Below are 19,025 nucleotides of genomic sequence, written 5' to 3'. Positions count from 1 at the left end.
GGGCTACTCTCCCACGTACTGGGCGAGGTGTTGGCCCGTCAGGGTGGTTCGCCCGGCCACCAGCTCGGCCGGCGTGCCCTCGAAGACGACCCGGCCGCCGTCGTGCCCGGCCCCCGGCCCCAGGTCCACGATCCAGTCCGCGTGCGCCATCACCGCCTGGTGGTGCTCGATCACGATGACGGTCTTGCCGGAGTCCACGAGCCGGTCCAGCAGTCCCAGCAGGTTCTCCACGTCCGCCAGGTGCAGGCCGGTGGTCGGCTCGTCCAGGATGTAGACCTCCCCGGCCGCGCCCATCTCGTTCGCCAGCTTGAGGCGCTGCCGCTCGCCGCCGGAGAGCGTCGTCAGCGGCTGACCCAGCTTCAGGTACCCGAGCCCGACGTCGGCCAGGCGCACCAGGATCTTGTGGGCGGCGGGCAGGCGGGCCTCACCCTCGGAGAAGAACCGCTCGGCCTCGGCCACCGACAGCGCCAGCACCTCGGCGATGTCCTTCTCCCCCAACCGGTACTCGAGTACGGCGGACTGGTACCGCAGACCGTCGCAGTCCTGGCAGGTGGAGGCCACCGTGGACATGAACCCGAGCTCCGTGTAGATCATGCCGGCGCCCTTGCAGGTGGGGCAGGCGCCCTCGGAGTTGGCGCTGAACAGGGCCGGCTTGACCCCGTTGGCCTTGGCGAAGGCCTTGCGGATGGGCTCCAGCAACCCGGTGTAGGTGGCCGGGTTGGACCGGCGGGAGCCCTTGATGGCACCCTGGTCCACCACCACGACCCCCTCGCGCCCGGCCACCGAGCCGTGGATCAGGGAGCTCTTGCCGGAGCCTGCCACGCCGGTCACCGCCACCAGCACCCCCAGGGGCAGGTCGACGTCCACGCCCTGCAGGTTGTTGGCGTCCGCGCCGCGGATCTCGAGCTGCCCCGTGGCCAGCCGCACCGTGTCCTTGAGCCGGGCGCGGTCATCCAGGTGGTGCCCGGTGAGGGTGTCCGAGGCACGTAGGCCGGCGAGGTCGCCGGTGAAGGTGATCTCGCCGCCCTCGGTCCCGGCCCGCGGGCCCAGGTCCACCACGTGGTCGGCGATCCGGATGGTCTCCGGCTTGTGCTCCACAACCAGCACGGTGTTGCCCTTGTCCCGCAGCTGGCGCAGCAGCTGGTTCATCTTCTCGATGTCATGGGGGTGCAGACCGATCGTGGGCTCGTCGAAGACGTAGGTCACGTCCGTCAGGGAGGAACCGAGGTGGCGGATCATCTTGGTGCGCTGCGCCTCACCGCCGGAGAGGGTGCCGGCAGGGCGGTCCAGGCTGAGGTAACCCAGGCCGATGTCCACGAAGGAGTCCAGGGTCTCCGTCAGGTTGTCCAGCAGCGGCCCCACCGAGGGGATCGTGAGCTCCTTCAGCCACGCGGCCAGGTCCGAGATCTGCATCGCACACAGCTCGGCGATGTTCCTGGCCCCGTCCCGGCCACCATCCCTGCCGCCGATCGTGACGGAGCGCGCCTCGGCCGCCAGCCGGGTGCCCTCGCAGTCCGGGCAGGTCGTGAACGTGATGGCCTGGTCCACGAAGCGGCGGATGTGCGGCTGCATGGCGTCCCGGTCCTTGGCCAACATGGACTTCTGGATCTGCGGGATGAGTCCGAGGTAGGTGAGGTTGATGCCCTCGACCTTGATCTTCGTGGCCTCGCGGTAGAGCAGGTCGTGCCGCTGCTTCTTGGTGAACCTCTTGATCGGCTTGTCCATGTCGAAGTAGCCGGAGCCGGAGAAGATCCGGCCGTACCAGCCGTCCATCGAGTATCCGGGCACGGTCAGCGCGCCCTCGTTGAGGGACTTCTCCTCGTCGAACAGGGCCGTCAGGTCGAAGTCCGTGACCGCGCCGCGGCCCTCGCAGCGCGGGCACATGCCGCCGAGGCGGTTGAAGGTGGCCTTCTCCGCGATCGTCTTGCCGCCGCGTTCCACCGTGATGGCACCCGAGGCCGAGACGGAGGGCACGTTGAAGGAGAAGGCGTTGGGCGGGCCGATGTGCGGTGTCCCCGCCCGGCTGAACAGGATCCGGAGCATCGCGTTGACGTCCGTGGCGGTGCCGAGGGTGGACCGTGGGTCGGCGCCCATCCGCTCCTGGTCCACGATGATCGCCGTGGTCAGCCCCTCCAGCACGTCCACCTCGGGCCGGTCCATCGACGGCATGAAGCCCTGGACGAAGGAGGAGTAGGTCTCGTTGATGAGCCGCTGCGACTCCGCCGCCACGGTGCCGAACACCAGGGAGCTCTTCCCGGACCCGGAGACCCCCGTGAAGACCGTCAGGCGCCGCTTGGGCAGCTCGACGCTGACGTCCTTCAGGTTGTTCTGCCGCGCCCCGACCACCCGGATCGTGTCATGCAGGTCGGCGGCGTGGTGGGCGGATCGCTGCTTCATCGGGTCTCCTGGACGCGCACCATGTTCCCGGCCGGATCCCGGAAGGCGCAGTCCCGCAGCCCGTAGGGCTGCTCGATCGGTTCCTGGACCACGTCCGCCCCGCCGGCCTGGACCCTCTCGAAGAAGCCGTCGAGGTCTTCGGTGGCGAGGTTGATCCCGGCATAGGTTCCCTTGGCCATCATCTCGGCGATCGACTGGCGCTCCGCCTCGGTGATGCCGGGATCCACCGCCGGCGGGGTCAGCACGATCGCGGTGTCCGGCTGGCCGGCCGGGCCGACCGTGATCCAGCGCATGGTGCCCGTCCCGACGTCGAGGCGGATCTCGAAGCCGAGCAGGTCGCGGTAGAAGGCCAGGGAGGCCTCGGGATCGTGGTGGGGCAGGAAGCTGGAGTGGATGGTGGTGCTCATGGATTGAAGCGTAGACCGTCGGCCGCGCCGGGCGCTTCTCGATTCCTGACCGGTCGGGTGACGTGCCGGACCACGCAGGTGGGCAGCCCGTCCGGGTCCCGGCCGGCCCGCTCCCGGTAGACGCTGGGCGGCATCCCCACCAGCTCGGTGAACCGGGTGCTGAAGGTGCCCAGGGAGGAGCTGCCGACCTCGAAGCACACCTCGGTCACGCTCATCCCGCCGCCGCGCAGCAGGGACATGGCCCGCTCGACCCGCCGGGTCATGAGATAGGAGTAGGGCGATTCGCCGTAGGCCCGCCGGAACAACCGGCTCAGGTGCCCGGCGGACAGGGCCACACCCGCGGCCAGGGCCGGGACGTCCAGCGGCTGCCGGTACTCGCGGTCGATCCGGTCCCGGACCCGGCGCAACCGCACCAGGTCCTCCAGCGGGATGGGCCGGGACACCGCGGATGGGCTCAGGCCGGGGTGTCCGTGTTCAGGCTGAAGATGACGCCGCTGCCACCAGGCCACGTGGCCCAGAGCCGGCGCGCCCCATCCAGCTGCTCGTGGCCGGGGGCGTCCGGATCGGCGATCACGCGGTGGACCTGGACCCGGCCGGCGATCTCGGGCAGGGGGCCGAGCACGCTCACGGACACCTCATCGGCGTCGTGGCCGATGTACTGGCCGTCCTCCTCGTAGAGGTGCACCTCGGCCTGCTGCTGGTTCCCGTCCAGGGCCCGCTGGAAGCAGGCGGTGGCCACCGGGTCGGCCATCGCGTCGTAGACCCACCGCGTCCCGAGCACGGAGTGGTCCACAGTCCCGATCAGGTGGGGCTCGGCGCCCTCCAGCGGCGCGCCGCGGTAGGCCACCGGGACGTGCAGGACGGTCTCGCTGCCGTCGCGGCGGACCAGATGGCCCTCGACCCCGATCTCACCGTCCGGATCGTCATAGCGGTAGGCGGCGACCCTGAGCAGCTCGCCCTCCCCGGACCAGGGCTGCTGGGCCAGCCACGACTCCAGGAGCTCCATCTTCGAGGGCACCAGGGTTGCTTGGTAGACGGTAGCCATGCCCCCCAGTGTACTCAGGGTGTACCGGAGGGGGGGTCACCCGCTACAGCGCGGCGGCCACCCGTGTGGCCTGCTCGATGGCCCGCTTGGCGTCCAACTCGGCCGCCACATCGGCACCGCCCACCAGCACGACGTCGGCCCCGGCGGCCTGCAGTGCCTCGTACAGTTCGCGGTGGGAGACCTGCCCGGCGCACACCACCACGTCATCCACCTCGAGCACGCGGTCGGTGCCGTTGACCCGCAGGTGCAGGCCGGCGTCGTCGATGCGGACGTACTGGGCGCCGGTGATGTATTCGACGCCGCGCGCCCTGAGGGTGGCCCGGTGCACCCAGCCGGTGGTCTTGCCCAGCCCGGCCCCCATCTTGCTGGTCTTGCGCTGGACGAGGTGGACGGTGCGGGCCGCGGGTGCCGGATCGGGGGCGGTGAGGCCGCCGCGCCCGGCGAAACCGGGGTCCACCCCCCACTGGCGCTGCCACGCCTCGAGGAGTTGGGCGCCCTGGGCAACGGTGGGCTCGGTCAGCAGCTCGGAGACGTCGAAGCCGATGCCGCCGGCCCCGATCACGGCCACCCGGGCCCCGCACGTCACCGTGCCGTCCACCACGTCCGGGTAGGCATGCACGTTGGCCCGGTCCGCGCCCGGGATCCGGACCGTGCGTGGCACCACCCCGGTGGCCAGCAGGATCCGGTCGTAGCCGCCGTCGAGCAGTTCCGTGGCGGTGACCCGGTGATCCAGGTGGAGCCTCACGCCGGTCTGGGACAGGCGGTTGTCGAAGTAGCGCAGGGTCTCGGCGAACTCCTCCTTGCCGGGGATCTGGCGGGCCAGTCGGAACTGCCCGCCGATGGCCCCGGAGGCCTCGAAGAGGTCCACACGGTGACCGCGGGCCGCGGCCTGGGTGGCGGCGGCCAGCCCTGCCGGGCCCGCCCCGACGACGGCCACGGAGAGCGCGCCGGTGGCGCTGCCGACGCGAGCGGGCGTGAGCGGCAGCAGGGCGCGGTCCGGTAACGGCGGGAAGGCGGGATCGGTCTCGCGGCCGGCGCGCGGGTTCACGAGGCAGGAGGCGGGCCGGTTCTGGAACGTGTGGTCCAGGCACGCCTGGTTGCAGCCGATGCACGAGTTGATCTGCCCGGTCGCCCCGGCGGCGGCCTTGGCCACCCAGTCCGGATCCGCCAGGAACGGGCGGGCCATGGTGACCAGGTCCGCCTGGTCCTCGGCCAGCACCTGCTCGGCGGAGTGCGGCATGTTGATCCGGTTGGAGGCGGCCACCGGGATGGACACCACCTCGCGCACGCTCCGGGTGAAGTCGGCGAACGCCGCACGCGGCACGGAGGTGACGATCGTCGGAACCCGGGCCTCGTGCCAGCCGATGCCGGTGTTCAGCAGGCTGGCCCCGGCCGTCTCCAGTTCTCGGGCCAGGTCCAGGGTCTCCTGAAGGGTCTGGCCGTCCGGCACCAGGTCCACCATGGAGAGCCGGAAGGTGATGATGAAGTCCTCGCCGGCGGCCTGGCGGATCCGCCGGACGATCTCGGTGGCGAAACGGCGCCGCCCGGCCGGGGTGCCGCCCCAGGCGTCCGTGCGCCGGTTGGTCCGCGGGGAGAGGAACTGGTTGATGAGGTACCCCTCGGAGCCCATGATCTCCACGCCGTCGTATCCGGCCTGGCGGGCGTACCCGGCCGCGCGGACGAAGTCCGTCACGGTCCGCTCGACCGCCCGGGTGGACAGGGGCCGCGGTCTGAACGGGGTGATCGGGGACGGGCTGGCGCCGGCGCCGACCTGGAACGGGTGGTAGGCGTACCGCCCGGCGTGCAGCAGCTGCAGCACGATGCGCCCGCCCTGGCCGTGCACGGCCTCCGTGATGGCCCGGTGGGCAAGGGCATCACGCCGTGAGCGCATGGTGCCGGCGAAGGGGGTGAGCCGGCCGACGAGGTTGGGCGCGTAGCCGCCGGTGACGATGAGCCCCGCTCCCCCACGTGCCCGTTCGGCGTAGAAGGCGGCCAGTCTCGGGGTGTCCGCCCGCCGGTCCTCGAGGCCCATGTGCATGGAGCCCATGATCACGCGGTTCGGCAGTCTCACCCCGGCCACCGTCAGCGGCCGGAACAGGTGCGGGAACGGCGTGTCCGCGGCGGGTGCGGCGAGGGGGGTGGTCATTCCTCAATGCTACTGGCTGGTAACTTATCTGGCGAGATTCCGGTCCCACCAGCGCAGGATGTGCTCGAACCGGGCCCGCCGGTGCCACGGGGTGCCCGAGCGGGACAGCTCGTGGTCCTCCCCGGGGAACACCACCAGCTCCGACTCCACGCCGCGGGACCACAGGGCGTGGTAGTACCGCTGGGCGTGCTCCAGGGGACACCGCAGGTCCTGCTCCGAGTGCATCACGAGGGTGGGGGTGTCCACCTGGTCCACGTGGTGCAGGGGGCTCTGCCGGTACAGGTCCTCGGCGCTGGAGCCCATGTACTGCTCGCTGAAGAACCAGCCGATGTCACTGGAGCCCAGCGCCGAGACGGGATCCAGGTACCCGCGCTCCACGATCGCCGCGGCGAACCGGTGATCGTGGGCGGTGATCCACGCGGTCATGAAACCGCCGTAGGAGCCGCCCTGGACCCCCAGGCGGTCCCCGTCCAGCTCGCCGGTCCCCTCCGGTCCGAACTCGGCCAGGGCGCCCTCGAGGAACGCCAGGATGTCCTGGGAGTCCACGGTCCCGAACCGGCCCTTCAGGGCCGCACCGTGGGCCGCCCCGTAGCCGTTCGAGCCGCGGGGGTTGCACATCACCACGGCGTAGCCGGCGGCCACCAGCACCTGGGTCTCGTCGAACCACGACCACGTGTACTGGGCGTAGGGGCCGCCGTGGATGTTCAGGATGACGGGATGCGGTCCGGGGCCCGGGGGTACGAACACCCAGCCGTGGACGGAGGGCTGCTCCGGCGTCCCCCCGTACTCGCGTTCCCGCCCGCCGGCGGGCGGCTGCTCCGTGAGCCAGCCCCGGTTGGGGTCGAAGAGCTCGGTCAGGCCGGTCCCGCGGTGTTGGACGCCCACCCGCCCCGGGGAGTCGGCGGTGGTGTAGGAGACCGTCAGCGTCCCGCCGGCCTCGGACGCGCCGATGACCTGTCCCGGCTGGTCCACGATCACCTCGGGCTGGCCGTGGTGGGACATCCAGACCAGCACCGTCTTCCCGCGGGTCTCGGCCAGGGCCAGCACGTTGTCCTGGCCCGAGGGGTGCAGCGGGCCGCCCGAGCAGCTCATGGTGTCCGGGTCCGTGAGCCGCCGCGGGACCAGCTCCGGCGCGGGGGCCTCCCATCCGGCGGTGGCCTCGCGCACCGCCGCACGGGCCGGCAGGGCGTACACCGCGGTGTTGGCGGCCACGAAGTCCAGGCCGGACTCCCCCAGTTCCTCACCGAGCAGGTACAGCCACTCACCGTTGCGGGAGGCGCACGCGGAGTGGAAGCCGCGGGGCACCTCGGTGCCCCCGGCCACGAGACGGGCGGGGCCGGCGTCGTGCCCTGCCGCCTCTGCCGCCGCCTCTGCCGCCGCCTCTGCAGTCTCCTCCGCGCGGGCCGCCACCACGGCCACGGCCGTGCGCAGGTCCCGGCCGAACCCGGTGGCCGGGGTGGTGGTGAAGAAGAGGTGGCGGCTGTCCGCGGCGTAGACGGGCTCGGTGGACTCCCGGTCCGGGCCGGTCAGCCGCCGCGCCACCGGGACCAGGGGCGGCCGGCCCGGGACCTCGGCCATCCGGCCCCGCGCCTCGAACACCGGCGCGGCGTCCGGATCCGGCACCTCGATCTCGAACAGACAGGAGGGCTGGTCCGCCGTGTAGCCCCTGCCGTTCATCCGGTGGTCCGGGCCGGTCACCCGGCGCGGATCCTCCTGGGCCGGGCCCACCCCGGGCACGGTCCCGTAGCGGCCGGGCTCGGGCTCGGGCGAGGCGAAGGCGATCCAGCGTGCATCGGGCGACCAGTTGAACCCGGTCACCCCCAGACGCCGGTCCGTGAGGGTGCGGGCCTCGCCCCCGTCCAGCGGGATCAGGGCCAGCTGGGGAGCGGAGGACTCGGAGGGATCCGCTCCTGGCGCCGGGGAGCGCAGGAAGGCGACCATCGAGCCGTCCGGCGAGAGCCGGGGCCCCGCGTCCCGGTACCCCCGGGTCAGGCGGCGGGGCGGGGCGGATCCGTCCGTGGTCACCACCCACAGCTGTCCGGTGTAGCCGTCCGTCGAGACGTCCGTCCGGGCGGTCCCGACCACGAGCCGCCGGCCGTCCGGGGCCAGGGCAGGGGCATCCACGGTGGTGATGAGATCCAACTGATCAGGTCGCATGTCCATAACCTACGTTGTCCATCCCCGGTTGAGCAGGCAGGATGGGTACATACGGTGATCGAGGAGGCCAGGGCGATGGAATGGGTGGGCGACAACCTGTGGATCCTGTGGCTGAGCCTGGCGGTGGTGTTCGCCGTGGTGGAGGTCATGGTCCTGGACCTGGTCTTCCTCATGCTGGCGGCCGGTGCCGCCGCGGCGCTGGCGACCTCGCTCGCGGGCGGGGAGGCCTGGCTGCAGATGGTGATGTTCTCCGGGGTCTCCCTGCTCATGCTGGCCGCCGTCCGCCCGACCGCCCTGAAGCACCTGAAGAAGGGCCCGGCCGACCAGCTGACCAACGTGGACCTGCTGCCCGGACGCACCGTGGTGGTCCTGGAGGACACCGGTGCCACCGCGGGCCTGGCTCGGATGGACGGTGAGACCTGGACCGCCCGCTCAGCCACCGGCGTGACCATCCCCGCCGGGCAGGAGGCCGAGATCGACGAGGTGGACGGAGCCACCCTGGTCATCCACCCCAAGACCGTCATCGACTGGGACTCCGGCAACGCCGGACTGCCCGAAGGAACCTGACGCCGCAACCGCGGTGGAAGCACCTCTGCAAGCAGCAGACTGACAGGGCGGCCCGTACCGGGCCGCAGGAGGGAGCATCGGCGTGGAAGTCCTCATCGTGCTCATAGTCGTCGCGGTCCTCGTGGCCATCATCCTGATCCGGGCCGTCCGGATCGTCCCCCAGGCCCGGACCGGCATCATCGAACGCCTCGGCAAGTACAACCGGACCCAGGGGGCCGGCCTGACGCTCATGGTCCCCTTCGTGGACCGCATGCGCCCGCTGATGGACATGCGCGAGCAGGTGGTCTCCTTCCCGCCGCAGCCCGTGATCACCGAGGACAACCTGGTGGTCTCGATCGACACCGTGGTGTACTTCCAGGTCAACGACGCCAAGGCGGCCACCTACGAGATCAACAACTACATCCACGCCGTGGAGCAGCTCACCACCACCACCCTGCGCAACGTGGTCGGCGGCATGAACCTCGAGGCCGCGCTGACCAGCCGTGACGCCATCAACAACCAGCTGCGCGGCGTCCTGGACGAGGCCACCGGCAAGTGGGGCCTGCGCGTCTCCCGCGTGGAGCTCAAGGCGATCGACCCGCCCCTGTCCATCCAGGACTCCATGGAGAAGCAGATGCGTGCCGAGCGGGACCGCCGCGCCGCCATCCTCACCGCGGAGGGCACCAAGCAGGCCGAGATCCTCACCGCCGAGGGCCAGCGTCAGTCCGCGATCCTCGAGGCCGAGGGCGACGCCCAGTCCCGGATCCTGCGCGCCAACGCCGAGGCCGAGGCGATCCACGTGGTGTTCGAGGCGATCCATGAGGGGCGCCCGGACCCGGACCTGCTGGCCTACAAGTACCTCGAGACCCTGCCCAAGATCGCCGAGGGGGACGCCAACACCATGTGGGTCATCCCGGCCGAGTTGACCGATGCGATCGGCCGGATGGGCGCTGCCTTCAGCGGCGGCGGCTCCGCGGGGGCCGGAATCTCCGACCTGCTCTCCCCCACCCGGGGCGGCGCCGGTGAGGACAGCGGACCGGGCCACGGACCGGCGGGCAGCTCCGCCGGTGAGGCCGACTCGGGCGGGCGCCGGCGGCGGGAACCGCGTCCCACCACGGCCGCGGAACTGCAGGACTCCTCCCAGAGCGTCGCGAAGATCACCGACACCCCGCTCGAGGAGGCGCTAGCCCCGCCGGCCATCCTCGAGGACGAGCACTCCCCCACGGCCAAGCGCGCCCTGGACGCGACGGTGGAGCGCACGCAGCCATCGCGGCCACCGAAGCCGGAACCCGCCGAGGAGGACCCGACCACGGAGCGGTGAGGGGAGCGGCCCGCCCCGCCGGCGGGAACAAATCCCACCGGGGCGGCGTTGGACACCACAGACCCGCAGACCCACTAGACTGGGTCGTCGACGTTGTACCGCCCCTCACCGGGGGCCGTTAGGAGATCGAATGAGCGACCGTAGCCTGCGCGGCATGCGCCTGGGTGCCCAGTCCATGGAGTCCGAGGCCGGAGTCGAGCCGGCACCGCGCCAGCGGGTCGAGTACCGCTGCGAGGACGGCGAGCAGGTCTTCGTGATCTTCGCCACCGACGCGGAGATCCCGCCGACCTGGACCTCCAAGACCGGCCGGGTGGCCTTCCTGGTGGACGGGGAGAAGCCGGACGCCTCCGATGCCAAGCCGGTGCGCACCCACTGGGACATGCTGCTGGAGCGCCGCAGCATCGAGGAACTCGAGGAGACCCTCGAGGGCCAGCTGAACAAGCTGCGCGCGCGCCGCGGCGAGAAGACCAGCGCCTGACGCGGGTCTCCACTCCCACCCCCCAAACGCACTTTGAGGGCAATCCCACCCGGTGGGATTGCCCTCAAAGTGCATTCGGGGGTCGTGTTCCCCGGTTCAGCCCAGGCCGAGCTTCTCCCGCAGGACCCGGCAGCGCGCCTCGAGGCCCCACCGGGTCACCGAGGTGACCGCCTCCGTGATGATGTTGCCGCTCATCTTGGACTCGCCGTACTCGCGCTCCACGAAGGTGATCGGGACCTCCACGATCTTCTTGCCGAGCAGGGCCGTGCGGAAGGTCATGTCCACCTGGAAGCCGTACCCCTTGGACTGGACATCGTCCAGGTCAATGGCGCGCAGGGTGTCCGCGCGGTAGGCGCGGTATCCGGCGGTGACATCCGAGAGGTTCAGCCCGAGCATGATGCGCGGGTAGAGGGAACCACCCAGGGAGATCAGCTTGCGGTGGGCCGGCCAGTTGACCATCTTCCCGCCCGGGACGCGGCGGGAGCCGATCACCAGATCGGCACGGTCGATCGCCTCGATCAGCCGCGGCAGCTGCTCGGGCTGGTGTGAGCCGTCGGCATCCATCTCGATGAGCACGTCATAGCCCTGCTCCAGCCCCCAGTGGAATCCCGCGATGTAGGCCCCGCCCAGACCGTTCTTCCGGGTCCGGTGCAGCACGTGGATCTGCGGATCGGCCACCGCGGCCCGGTCGGCCCAGTCCCCCGTGCCGTCCGGCGAGGCGTCGTCCACCACGAGCACGTCCGATTCCGGCACGGCGACCCGCAGGCGGTCGAGCGTGCGGGGCAGGGACTCGATCTCGTTGTAGGTGGGAATGATCGTCAGCAGGCGCATAGGCGGTGGTGTCCTTCGTCAGAGGCCGGGTTCGTGGTTCGGGGGTCAAGTATAGGATGCGCCGCTGGGCGGACGCCGGTCGGGCCGGTCGGTCAGGTCCAGTCCGGTGAGCGGAACACCTCGGTGCCGTCCACCACGGTGGCCAGGCAGCGGGGGGCGGCGGTGCCCTCCTCCAGCACGGGGAGCAGGGGCGTCCCCGCACGGGTGTCGGTGCTCCAGGCGGCCACGCGGCCGTCCGGCGCCTGCACGCTGAAGGCATCGGCGGACCAGATGCCGAAGGTCGCGGGCGAGGAGGGGGCGATCCGGCCGGCCATCTGATGCCGTGCCCCCACGGCGTGCGGCAGGGCGCGCAGCCCGGCCTTGGTGGCGGCCGTGAACCCGGAGCGGGCGGGGATGCGCTGCTGGTCCTCGGGGTGCTCCAGGCTGGCGCGCAGGGTGCCCCACGGATCCGCGGGGGCCTCACCGCTGCCGAAGGACACCGGGACGGCACGGTTGAGCAGCGAGGCGATCGGTGCGGCCAGGGTCCCGTCCGCCCCGGGCACGGCCGTGAAGGACAGGCTGTTCTCCGCCATGGTCCGCATGGACTCCTCGTCCACGGGCCCGTTCCAGGCCAGCCGGTGGCGGACCATGCCGAGGGCGCCGGTGCCCTGGGACTCGGCGGTCGCGCGGAGGGCGGAGACCACGGCGTCGAGGTCTTCGGCCCGATCGGGCAACAGGTACAGCTGGATCCCGGCGGCCGTGGCCTGGGCGGTCAGGTGCGCCACGGCGCCGCCGTCCAGTCCCCGGGGCCCGACGACGGCCGCCAGGCCCGCGGTCCGCTCGCCCGGCTGCCCCTCGCCGGCCGGCCCGGTCACCAGTGCCGCCAGGTCCCCGGCGGCGCCGGCGGCCTCGTCGGCCTGGACGAGGTGGTAGCCGATGGTGCGGGGCCCGACGGCGGCCGGCAGGCCTGCGGTGACGGACAGGAAGGTGCCGGCGCGGGCGGCGGCGAGGGGGCCGGCGTCGGGGTCGGCGGAGGTGGAGGTGGTCAGGTCGAGGGAGTCCACGAAGGCCGGGGCCACCAGAGCGCCCTGCAGGTCCACCACCTCCCAGCCGGCACCGGAACGTGCGCGCATCGACTCCGCGGTGTCATCCGCCCCCACCCAGGCGACGGTCCCGGAATCCACCAGCAGGGCGGTGGCGTAGGGATCCGAGGTGGAGTGGATGGTGCCGTTGACGTAGAGGGTGCTCATCCGTCCAGCGTATCCACACTCGAGTACGCCACCACGCCACGACGGACGAGATCCGCAGCACGCCGGCACTGGCGGTGCAGCCCCGGGTGGCCGGGGACCTTGGACAACTGGTCCAGCAGGTCGATCACCTGCCGGGCCCAACGCACGAAGTCGCCGGCCGCCAACTCGGTGCCCTTGAGGGTGTCCTTCAGGTTGCGGCCCCGGGCCCAGCGGTGGATCGGCCAGACCAGCCCCGGATCGGGCTCCGGGGTCGGCTCGAGCCGTGCACCGCGCTCCGCCTGCTGGAGCTCGTACCAGTGCTCCGCCGTCCGGTCCAGGACCTCCTGGAGCTGCGAGGTGGGCATCTGGGGGATGCCCACGTTCTCGGTGGCCCCCTTGGACTGGAACACCAGCAGGGCGGCGAGACCCGCCAGCTCCTCCGGGTCCAGCGCGTCCGCTAGGCCGTCCTCCAGCACGAGCGAGGTCAACAGGTCCCGCTCGCCATAGATCCGGCGCAGCGTCTGACCGGCATCGGTGACCCCGGCGGAGGAATCCCCGGGGGCATGGGCGGTGACGTCGGCCGTGCCGGTGGCCGTCACGTAGCCGTAGGCGGTCAGGAGCCCGACCAGCCGGTCGAACGCCTTGGCGATCGTGTTCGTGCGGCCCTCGATGCGGCCGGAGAGGTGGTCGACCTCCTGGCGGAGCTTCCACCAGCGTTCAGCCCAGCGGGCGTGGTCCTCGCGGTCCTTGCAGCCGTGGCAGGGGTGACGTTCGAGCTGACGGCGCAGGTCCGCGGCCCGTTCGGCGCTGCCGTCGTCCTGGAAGCGGAACCCGGCGCGCGGCCGCTCCCCCGGAGCCTGCCGGTGGTCCCGCAGGGCCGCGCGCATGGACGCGGCGATGTCCTTGCGCTGGGTCGGGGTCTTGACCTGGATGTTCTGGGGCAGCCGGACCCCGCCCACGGGGTCCACCGGACCGGTGACGTCCTCGGTGCTGATGCGACGCAGCTGGGCGTCCTGGGTGATGACCCCCACGCGCGGGTTGGCCGGGTTGCCGGCGGGGAACACCACCACGGCGTTGCCCAGCTTCCGGGGGCCGGGCACCTCGATGATGTCCCCCGGCAGCAGGTTGCCCAAGGAGTCCTTGACGGCCCGCTGGCGGGCCCGGTGACGACCTTTGGACGTGTCCTTCTCCGCCGCCGACAACTCCTTGCGCAGCCTGGCGTACTCCGTGAAGTCGCCCAGGTGACAGGTCATGGACTGCTCGTATCCGGCCAGGGAGGCCTCCCGGGTGCGCACCTCACGGGCCAGCCCCACCACGGAGCGGTCCGCCTGGAACTGGGCGAAGGAGGACTCGAGGATGGACCGGGACCGTTCGAGGCCGAACTGGGCGATGAGGTTCACGGACATGTTGTAGGTGGGCCGGAACGAGGAGTTCAGCGGATAGGTCCGCCGTGAGGCCAGGCCCGCCACGGCCGCCGGATCGAGCCCGGGGCGCCAGAGCACCACCCCGTGGCCCTCCACGTCGATGCCGCGTCGGCCGGCCCGCCCCGTGAGCTGCGTGTACTCCCCCGCCGTGATGTTCACGTGGGCCTCGCCGTTGTACTTCTCCAGCTTCTCCAGCACCACGGTGCGGGCCGGCATGTTCACCCCGAGGGCCAGCGTCTCCGTGGCGAAGACGACCTTCACGAGCCCGGCGGCGAACAGCTTCTCCACGACCTCCTTGAAGGGTGGGAGCATGCCGGCGTGGTGGGCGGCGAAGCCGCGGGACAGCCCGTCCCGCCAGCCCCAGAACCCCAGCACGTCCAGGTCCTCGGCCGGCAGTGACTGCCCCGCCTCGTCCACCATGGTCTGGATCTGCTGCTTCTCCCCGAGCGTGGTCAGGTCCAGGCCCGACGCCAGGCACTGTTCCACGGCCCCGTCACAACCGGCCCGGGAGAAGATGAACGTGATGCACGGCAGCAGCCCCTCGCGCTCGAGGATCCGGACCATGCCCGGGCGGGAGACCCGCAGGTTGCCGGTGTGGCGCGGGGCGGTGCCGTGCTCCCCGCCGGACTGGTCGTGGCCGGAGGAGCCGGCCGGGCCGGCGTCGTACCGGGAGCTGGCGGTCCGCTCGTGGCGCCCGTAGGCGGCGGACCCGGAGCGCCGGTCTGAGCGGTGGGGGCGGCCGCCGGACCGGCCGCCGCTGGACCGGCCGCCCCCGCGGCCCCGGGGGCCACCCCGCCCACCTCGGTAGGTGCTGCGCCCGGGACGGCCCCAGTCGCTGCGTTCCTCACGGCGGCGCTGGTCCTCGGCCAGCCGGGCCAACTCGGGATTGAGCACCAACCGCCCCCCGGAGGTGTCCTTCAGCTCCGTCTCCTCGTCGCCGGGCTCATCAGCGGTCGGCGCCACCTCGTCGAAGGCGACCTCGGTGGCGAAGAGGTCGTACAGCTGGCTGCCGGCCATCACGTACTGCCACAGGGGCACCGGCCGGTGCTCGGAGACCACCACCGAGGTGGAGCCGCGCACGGTGTCCAGCCAGGCGCCGAACTCCTCGGCGTTGGACACGGTGGCGGAGAGGGAGACGAGCTGGACGTGCTCCGGGAGGTGGATGATGACCTCCTCCCACACCGCGCCGCGGAACCGGTCCGCCAGGTAGTGGACCTCGTCCATGATCACGTAGCCCAGGTTGAGCAGGGTGTCCGAGTCGGCGTAGAGCATGTTGCGCAGTACCTCGGTGGTCATCACCACCACCTCGGCCTCCGAGTTGATGGCGGTGTCCCCCGTGAGCAGTCCCACCCGGTCCGCGCCGTAGGTGGCCACCAGCTCCTGGTACTTCTGGTTGCTCAGGGCCTTGATGGGCGTGGTGTAGAAGGCCTTCTGGCCGTGGGCGAGGGCCAGGTGGATGGCGAACTCGCCCACCACGGTCTTGCCCGCTCCCGTGGGGGCCGCCACCAGGACGCCGTGGCCGTCCTCGAGTTCGCGGCAGGACTCCGTCTGGAAGGGGTCGAGGCCGAAGTCCAGGGTGGCGGCGAAACGGCCCAGCTCGGTCTTGGCCTCCGTGGCGCGGCGCCGGGCGGCGGCGTACCGCTCCGCGGGGCTCGGCTGGCCGGTGGTGTCATCCGCGGAAGGTGCCATGGTGCCAGCCTAGGACATGGCCGCACCGGACTGACCCGGGCCGGCCCGGTGTGGCCCGGTGTGGCTGGGGCTAGAGCTCGTCGAGGGGTTTCGGGCCCGACTGCAGGGAGTCCTCGGTCTCCTGCTCGGCCTTGACCCGGCGCTTGGCCCGACGGCGGTCGTTGACCAGGCAGATGGCGATCGCCACGCCGAAGAGGAGCACGAGGGGGGCGGCCAGGTAGAACATGGTGACCGCGTCCGAGCCGGGGGCGGCCAGGGCCGCGATCAGGGCGATCAGAAAGACGGTGATCCGCCAGTGCTTGATGATCTGCCGGCCGGACAGGACCCCGATCATGTTCAGTCCCACCAGGACCACGGGTAGGACCAGGGCCACGCCGAAGGCCAGGAAGAGCCGGAGGACGAACGGGATGTAGACGTCCGCGGAGATGACGTTGGCGGTGCCCTCCGGGGACAGGCCCACGAAGAACTGGACCGCCTCGGGCAACACGAGCCAGCCCAGGCCCACGCCCAGCAGGAACAGCGGCACGGCGGCGGCGATGAAGCCGGCCGCGTAGCGCTTCTCCTTCTTCTTCAGACCGGGGACCACGAAGGCCCAGATCTGGTAGAGCCAGATGGGGCTGGAGACCACGAGGCCGACGAAGAGGGCCACCTGCAGCATGATGTCGAAGGGCTGGCCGACGGCGCTGAAGGAGACGGTGACGATCCGGCCCGCATCCGAGAGCCGGTGCACCGGATCGATGAGCGCGGAGAAGAAGGGCTGGTAGACCAGGAACCCGACGACGGCGCCCAGCGTCAGGCCGATGCCGGCGATGATCAGCCGGTTGCGCAGTTCCTTCAGGTGGTCCTTGAGGGCCATCTCCCCGGCGGGGTTGCCCTTGCGTGCGGCCTTGGGAGTCCTGGTGATCTTGGTCCGCTTGGGCCGGGCCGCCTGCGGTTCGTCAGTCATGGAGCCGGTGACCACCTGGTTACGGCTGGTCGTTGGTGCCGGTCTTCCGACCGTCGCGGGGGCCCTTGGACTCGCCGTTGACGATGCGGCCCTCCACGGCCTCGGAGTCCGTGGAGTCGTTCGAGGGCTGTGACTCGGTCGATGAGCCGGAGCCGTCGTCCTTCATCTGCTTGACCTCCGACTTGAAGATCCGCATCGACTGCCCGAGGTTCCGGGCCATCGCGGGAAGCTTGGGCGCCGCGAAGAGCAGGAGCGCGATCGCGATGATGATGACGAGCTGCCATCCCTGGAGTCCAGCCATGGGGGGAGGTCCTTTCGATTGAACGTTCTCGAGTTTACGCCACGCCGCTGGGGCCGGAGGCCGTGGCGCCGCCCGGTGCGGGTGAACAGTCGGTGACGTATCCGGCCCGGGCCCGGTGCAGCCAGTCCACGGTGGACTCGACGATCTGGGCCGGGGCGAGGACCCGGAACTCGCCGCCGAACCGGGCCGCCTGGGCGTGGGCGTAGTCGGGGCCGGCCAACCGGATCTCGGCCACCACGGAGCCGTCCTCGAGGTGTGCGGTGCGGACGGGGTCGAAACCGGGCACCAGGTCGCGGATCCGATGCGCGAAGTGCACGGTCACGGTGGTCTCGGTGCCCTGGGACATGAACAGGTGGTCGGAGGTGGGTACCTCACGCGGGTCGAAGTCCTGACCCGTCTCCTCGAGGGAGGTGATCCGGTCCAGCCGGAAGTTCCGCAGGCCCCGGCTGCTGTGGCACCAGGCCTGCAGGTAGCCGTGGCCGGACTCCGCGGTCAGGCGCAGGGGTTCCACGGTCCGGAGGGTGGACTCATCCGTGGCGGCGGCATGGTACTGGAACCGCAGCAGGTGGTGCTCGCGGACGGCGGCATGCAGCCGACCGGCCAGCGCCGCGTGGGGACCGATGTCGAAACCGGCCACGATGCCCTCGCCGGCCTGGTACACCTCGGGGCCGGAGACGGCGAGGATCTTCTCCAGGGCGGTGGCCGTGTCCTGCTGTTCCTGGTCCGTCAGCCCGGGGATCCCGGCCGCGGCGCGCAGGCCGATCACCAGGGCCGCCGCCTCGGGGACACTCAGCCTCAACGGTCCGGCGAGCCGCTCGGCCTGGGTGATGCGGATCCGGTCCCCCTGCTCGTGGACCTCGAACTGCTGCCCCGCGAACTGACGTTCGGGCATGCCGCAGTACCAGAGTTCATCGAGGATGGCAGTGAGCTCCGCATCGCGGACGTTGAGCCGTTCGGCCAGCTCGGCGCGGCCGATCCCGTCCCGCCGGTTCGCCAGGCCGATCGCATCCACCACGGCCGCGACCCGGTCCCGGTCGCTGCGGCGGTTGCGGCGCCGCTTGGGGACCGTGAGCGTGTACTCGGGCACCGGGGCGGCATGGGCCTGCTGCGCCGCGTCCAGCAGGGCGACGACGGCGGGGCGCAGGGGGTCCTCGGCGTCCGGCATGGTGGCGAGGGGGCCGGCTGCGGCGATGGACCCGGCCATCTCGGCCGGCCGGGTGTAGGTCACCCGCACGAGGTCCGTCTCCGGGTCGGAGGCCAGCACCTCGGAGCCGATGCGCAGCTGCACGGCCCGGCCGGCGGCCAACCGCAGCCGGGCGGTGGCCGGCGTCCGTTCGCCGGAGACCACGGCGTGCACGGCCGCCAGGTCGAGATCGGCCGGGCGGTACGGTGCCACGCCCTGGCCGTCCGGGCCGTCCGGGGTGGGGGCGTCGGCCGGGTCGGATTCGATCCGCGTGAGGCGGAAGGTCCGCTGCTGGCCGCGGTCCAGGTCCCAGCCCACGAGGTACCACACCCCGGTGGGGTTGGTCAGGGCCCAGGCCCGCACGGTCCGGGTCTCGGGGTGGTCGGCGTGGGCCTTGCGGTAGGAGAAGCGGATGACCGACTGGTCGCGGACCGCATCCCCCAGCTCCGTGAGGTACCGGTCCGCCCCCGCCAGCCGGACGCCGAAGGCCTCATGATCCGAGGCGGACCGGGTACCGAGCCAGTCCTCCCCCGCGTCCACCCGGCCCAGGGCCCGGACGACGGCGTGACCGAGGTCCGAGCCGGCCCAGGCGGACTCGGCCCGCATCAGGGCCAACCGCTCCCCGTTGCTGAAGGGCACGGTGGGGAGGTACATCCGGTCCTCGTCGATCCGGTACCGGGTGTCGGTCCCGGGGTCGGCGGACTCGAAGCCGGTCTCGTCCTGGACCGTGAACGCCTGGAGGGGGACGCCGATGCCCTTCAGCACGTCCTTGTCCCGGGTGAACATCTTCTCCAGGGCGGCCGGGGACGTCGAGAGCGCATAGGCGTCCACGGCCTTCACCAGGTAGTCCCGGGTGACCCCCCGCCGGCCGCTGGCCAGCAGGACCCACAGCAGGGAGACGATGCGCTCCGTGGAGCGGGCGGGCGAGGCGGCGGACACGGTGGGG

At 71.8% G+C, this 19,025-nt stretch carries 15 protein-coding genes; 3 read left to right on the top strand and 12 right to left on the bottom strand.

Annotation, left to right across the window (positions count from 1 at the left end):
* Positions 1-3 precede the first annotated feature (3 nt).
* Genes AB0K08_RS08775 through AB0K08_RS08750 form a run of 6 tightly spaced genes read right to left on the bottom strand, consistent with a single transcriptional unit; the run spans position 4 to position 8,152 of the window.
* Complete coding sequence (locus AB0K08_RS08775; protein WP_363353443.1) at positions 4-2,397, bottom strand: excinuclease ABC subunit UvrA; 2,394 nt, start codon at positions 2,395-2,397, stop codon at positions 4-6.
* The gene (locus tag AB0K08_RS08770) at positions 2,394-2,804 is read right to left on the bottom strand and encodes a VOC family protein (protein ID WP_363353441.1); all 411 of its coding nucleotides are present in this window, start codon (positions 2,802-2,804) and stop codon (positions 2,394-2,396) included. Before AB0K08_RS08770 ends, AB0K08_RS08775 begins: the two co-directional genes overlap by 4 nt.
* Positions 2,801-3,247, bottom strand: a complete 447-nt coding sequence (locus AB0K08_RS08765; RefSeq protein ID WP_363353439.1) for a helix-turn-helix transcriptional regulator — start codon at positions 3,245-3,247, stop codon at positions 2,801-2,803. Before AB0K08_RS08765 ends, AB0K08_RS08770 begins: the two co-directional genes overlap by 4 nt.
* An 11-nt stretch (positions 3,248-3,258) precedes the next feature.
* Positions 3,259-3,849: a hypothetical protein gene (locus AB0K08_RS08760; RefSeq protein WP_363353437.1), complete on the bottom strand. Its 591-nt coding sequence runs from the start codon at positions 3,847-3,849 to the stop codon at positions 3,259-3,261.
* Positions 3,850-3,892: 43 nt separating this feature from the next.
* Complete coding sequence (locus AB0K08_RS08755) at positions 3,893-5,995, bottom strand: NADPH-dependent 2,4-dienoyl-CoA reductase (RefSeq protein WP_363353435.1); 2,103 nt, start codon at positions 5,993-5,995, stop codon at positions 3,893-3,895.
* Positions 5,996-6,019: 24 nt separating this feature from the next.
* Positions 6,020-8,152: a S9 family peptidase gene (locus AB0K08_RS08750; protein WP_363353433.1), complete on the bottom strand. Its 2,133-nt coding sequence runs from the start codon at positions 8,150-8,152 to the stop codon at positions 6,020-6,022.
* A gap of 75 nt (positions 8,153-8,227) precedes the next feature.
* On the opposite strand from AB0K08_RS08750, the gene AB0K08_RS08745 reads away from it, so the two are divergent.
* The 3 genes from AB0K08_RS08745 to AB0K08_RS08735 all read left to right on the top strand — a co-directional run bounded on the left by AB0K08_RS08745 (position 8,228) and on the right by AB0K08_RS08735 (position 10,497).
* Entirely contained in the window at positions 8,228-8,719 is a 492-nt protein-coding gene (locus AB0K08_RS08745; protein WP_363353432.1) for an NfeD family protein, read from the top strand.
* Between the two features lie 76 nt (positions 8,720-8,795).
* Positions 8,796-10,019: an SPFH domain-containing protein gene (locus AB0K08_RS08740; RefSeq protein ID WP_363353573.1), complete on the top strand. Its 1,224-nt coding sequence runs from the start codon at positions 8,796-8,798 to the stop codon at positions 10,017-10,019.
* Positions 10,020-10,149: 130 nt separating this feature from the next.
* A complete protein-coding gene (locus tag AB0K08_RS08735) occupies positions 10,150-10,497 on the top strand; it encodes an RNA polymerase-binding protein RbpA (RefSeq protein WP_363353430.1) in 348 nt (115 codons plus the stop codon).
* A gap of 96 nt (positions 10,498-10,593) precedes the next feature.
* Here the strand turns inward: AB0K08_RS08735 and AB0K08_RS08730 are convergent, their stop codons facing one another.
* From AB0K08_RS08730 to AB0K08_RS08705, 6 genes are all read right to left on the bottom strand, one after another.
* Positions 10,594-11,328 carry a polyprenol monophosphomannose synthase gene (locus AB0K08_RS08730; protein WP_363353428.1) on the bottom strand — a complete coding sequence of 245 codons (735 nt, stop codon included), beginning with the start codon at positions 11,326-11,328 and terminating at the stop codon, positions 10,594-10,596.
* 92 nt (positions 11,329-11,420) lie between these two features.
* On the bottom strand, positions 11,421-12,557 hold the full coding sequence (locus tag AB0K08_RS08725; protein ID WP_363353426.1) for an amidohydrolase family protein: 1,137 nt from the start codon (positions 12,555-12,557) through the stop codon (positions 11,421-11,423).
* Positions 12,554-15,649, bottom strand: a complete 3,096-nt coding sequence (locus tag AB0K08_RS08720) for a DEAD/DEAH box helicase (RefSeq protein WP_363353424.1) — start codon at positions 15,647-15,649, stop codon at positions 12,554-12,556. Before AB0K08_RS08720 ends, AB0K08_RS08725 begins: the two co-directional genes overlap by 4 nt.
* A 70-nt stretch (positions 15,650-15,719) precedes the next feature.
* A complete protein-coding gene (gene tatC / locus AB0K08_RS08715) occupies positions 15,720-16,505 on the bottom strand; it encodes a twin-arginine translocase subunit TatC (protein WP_363353571.1) in 786 nt (261 codons plus the stop codon).
* A 109-nt stretch (positions 16,506-16,614) separates the two neighbouring features.
* Positions 16,615-16,896 carry a Sec-independent protein translocase subunit TatA gene (gene tatA / locus AB0K08_RS08710; protein WP_363353422.1) on the bottom strand — a complete coding sequence of 94 codons (282 nt, stop codon included), beginning with the start codon at positions 16,894-16,896 and terminating at the stop codon, positions 16,615-16,617.
* Positions 16,897-16,930: 34 nt separating this feature from the next.
* Positions 16,931-19,018 (bottom strand): WYL domain-containing protein, encoded by a 2,088-nt coding sequence (locus AB0K08_RS08705; RefSeq protein ID WP_363353420.1) that lies wholly within the window; start codon positions 19,016-19,018, stop codon positions 16,931-16,933.
* Between the last annotated feature and the right edge of the window lie 7 nt (positions 19,019-19,025).

The organism is Citricoccus sp. NPDC055426 (assembly GCF_040677445.1).
In the GTDB taxonomy this organism is placed as follows: Bacteria; Actinomycetota; Actinomycetes; order Actinomycetales; family Micrococcaceae; genus Citricoccus.
The sequence above is the reverse complement of the archived record's forward strand: the minus strand, read 5'-3'. Positions and strand labels throughout refer to the sequence as shown.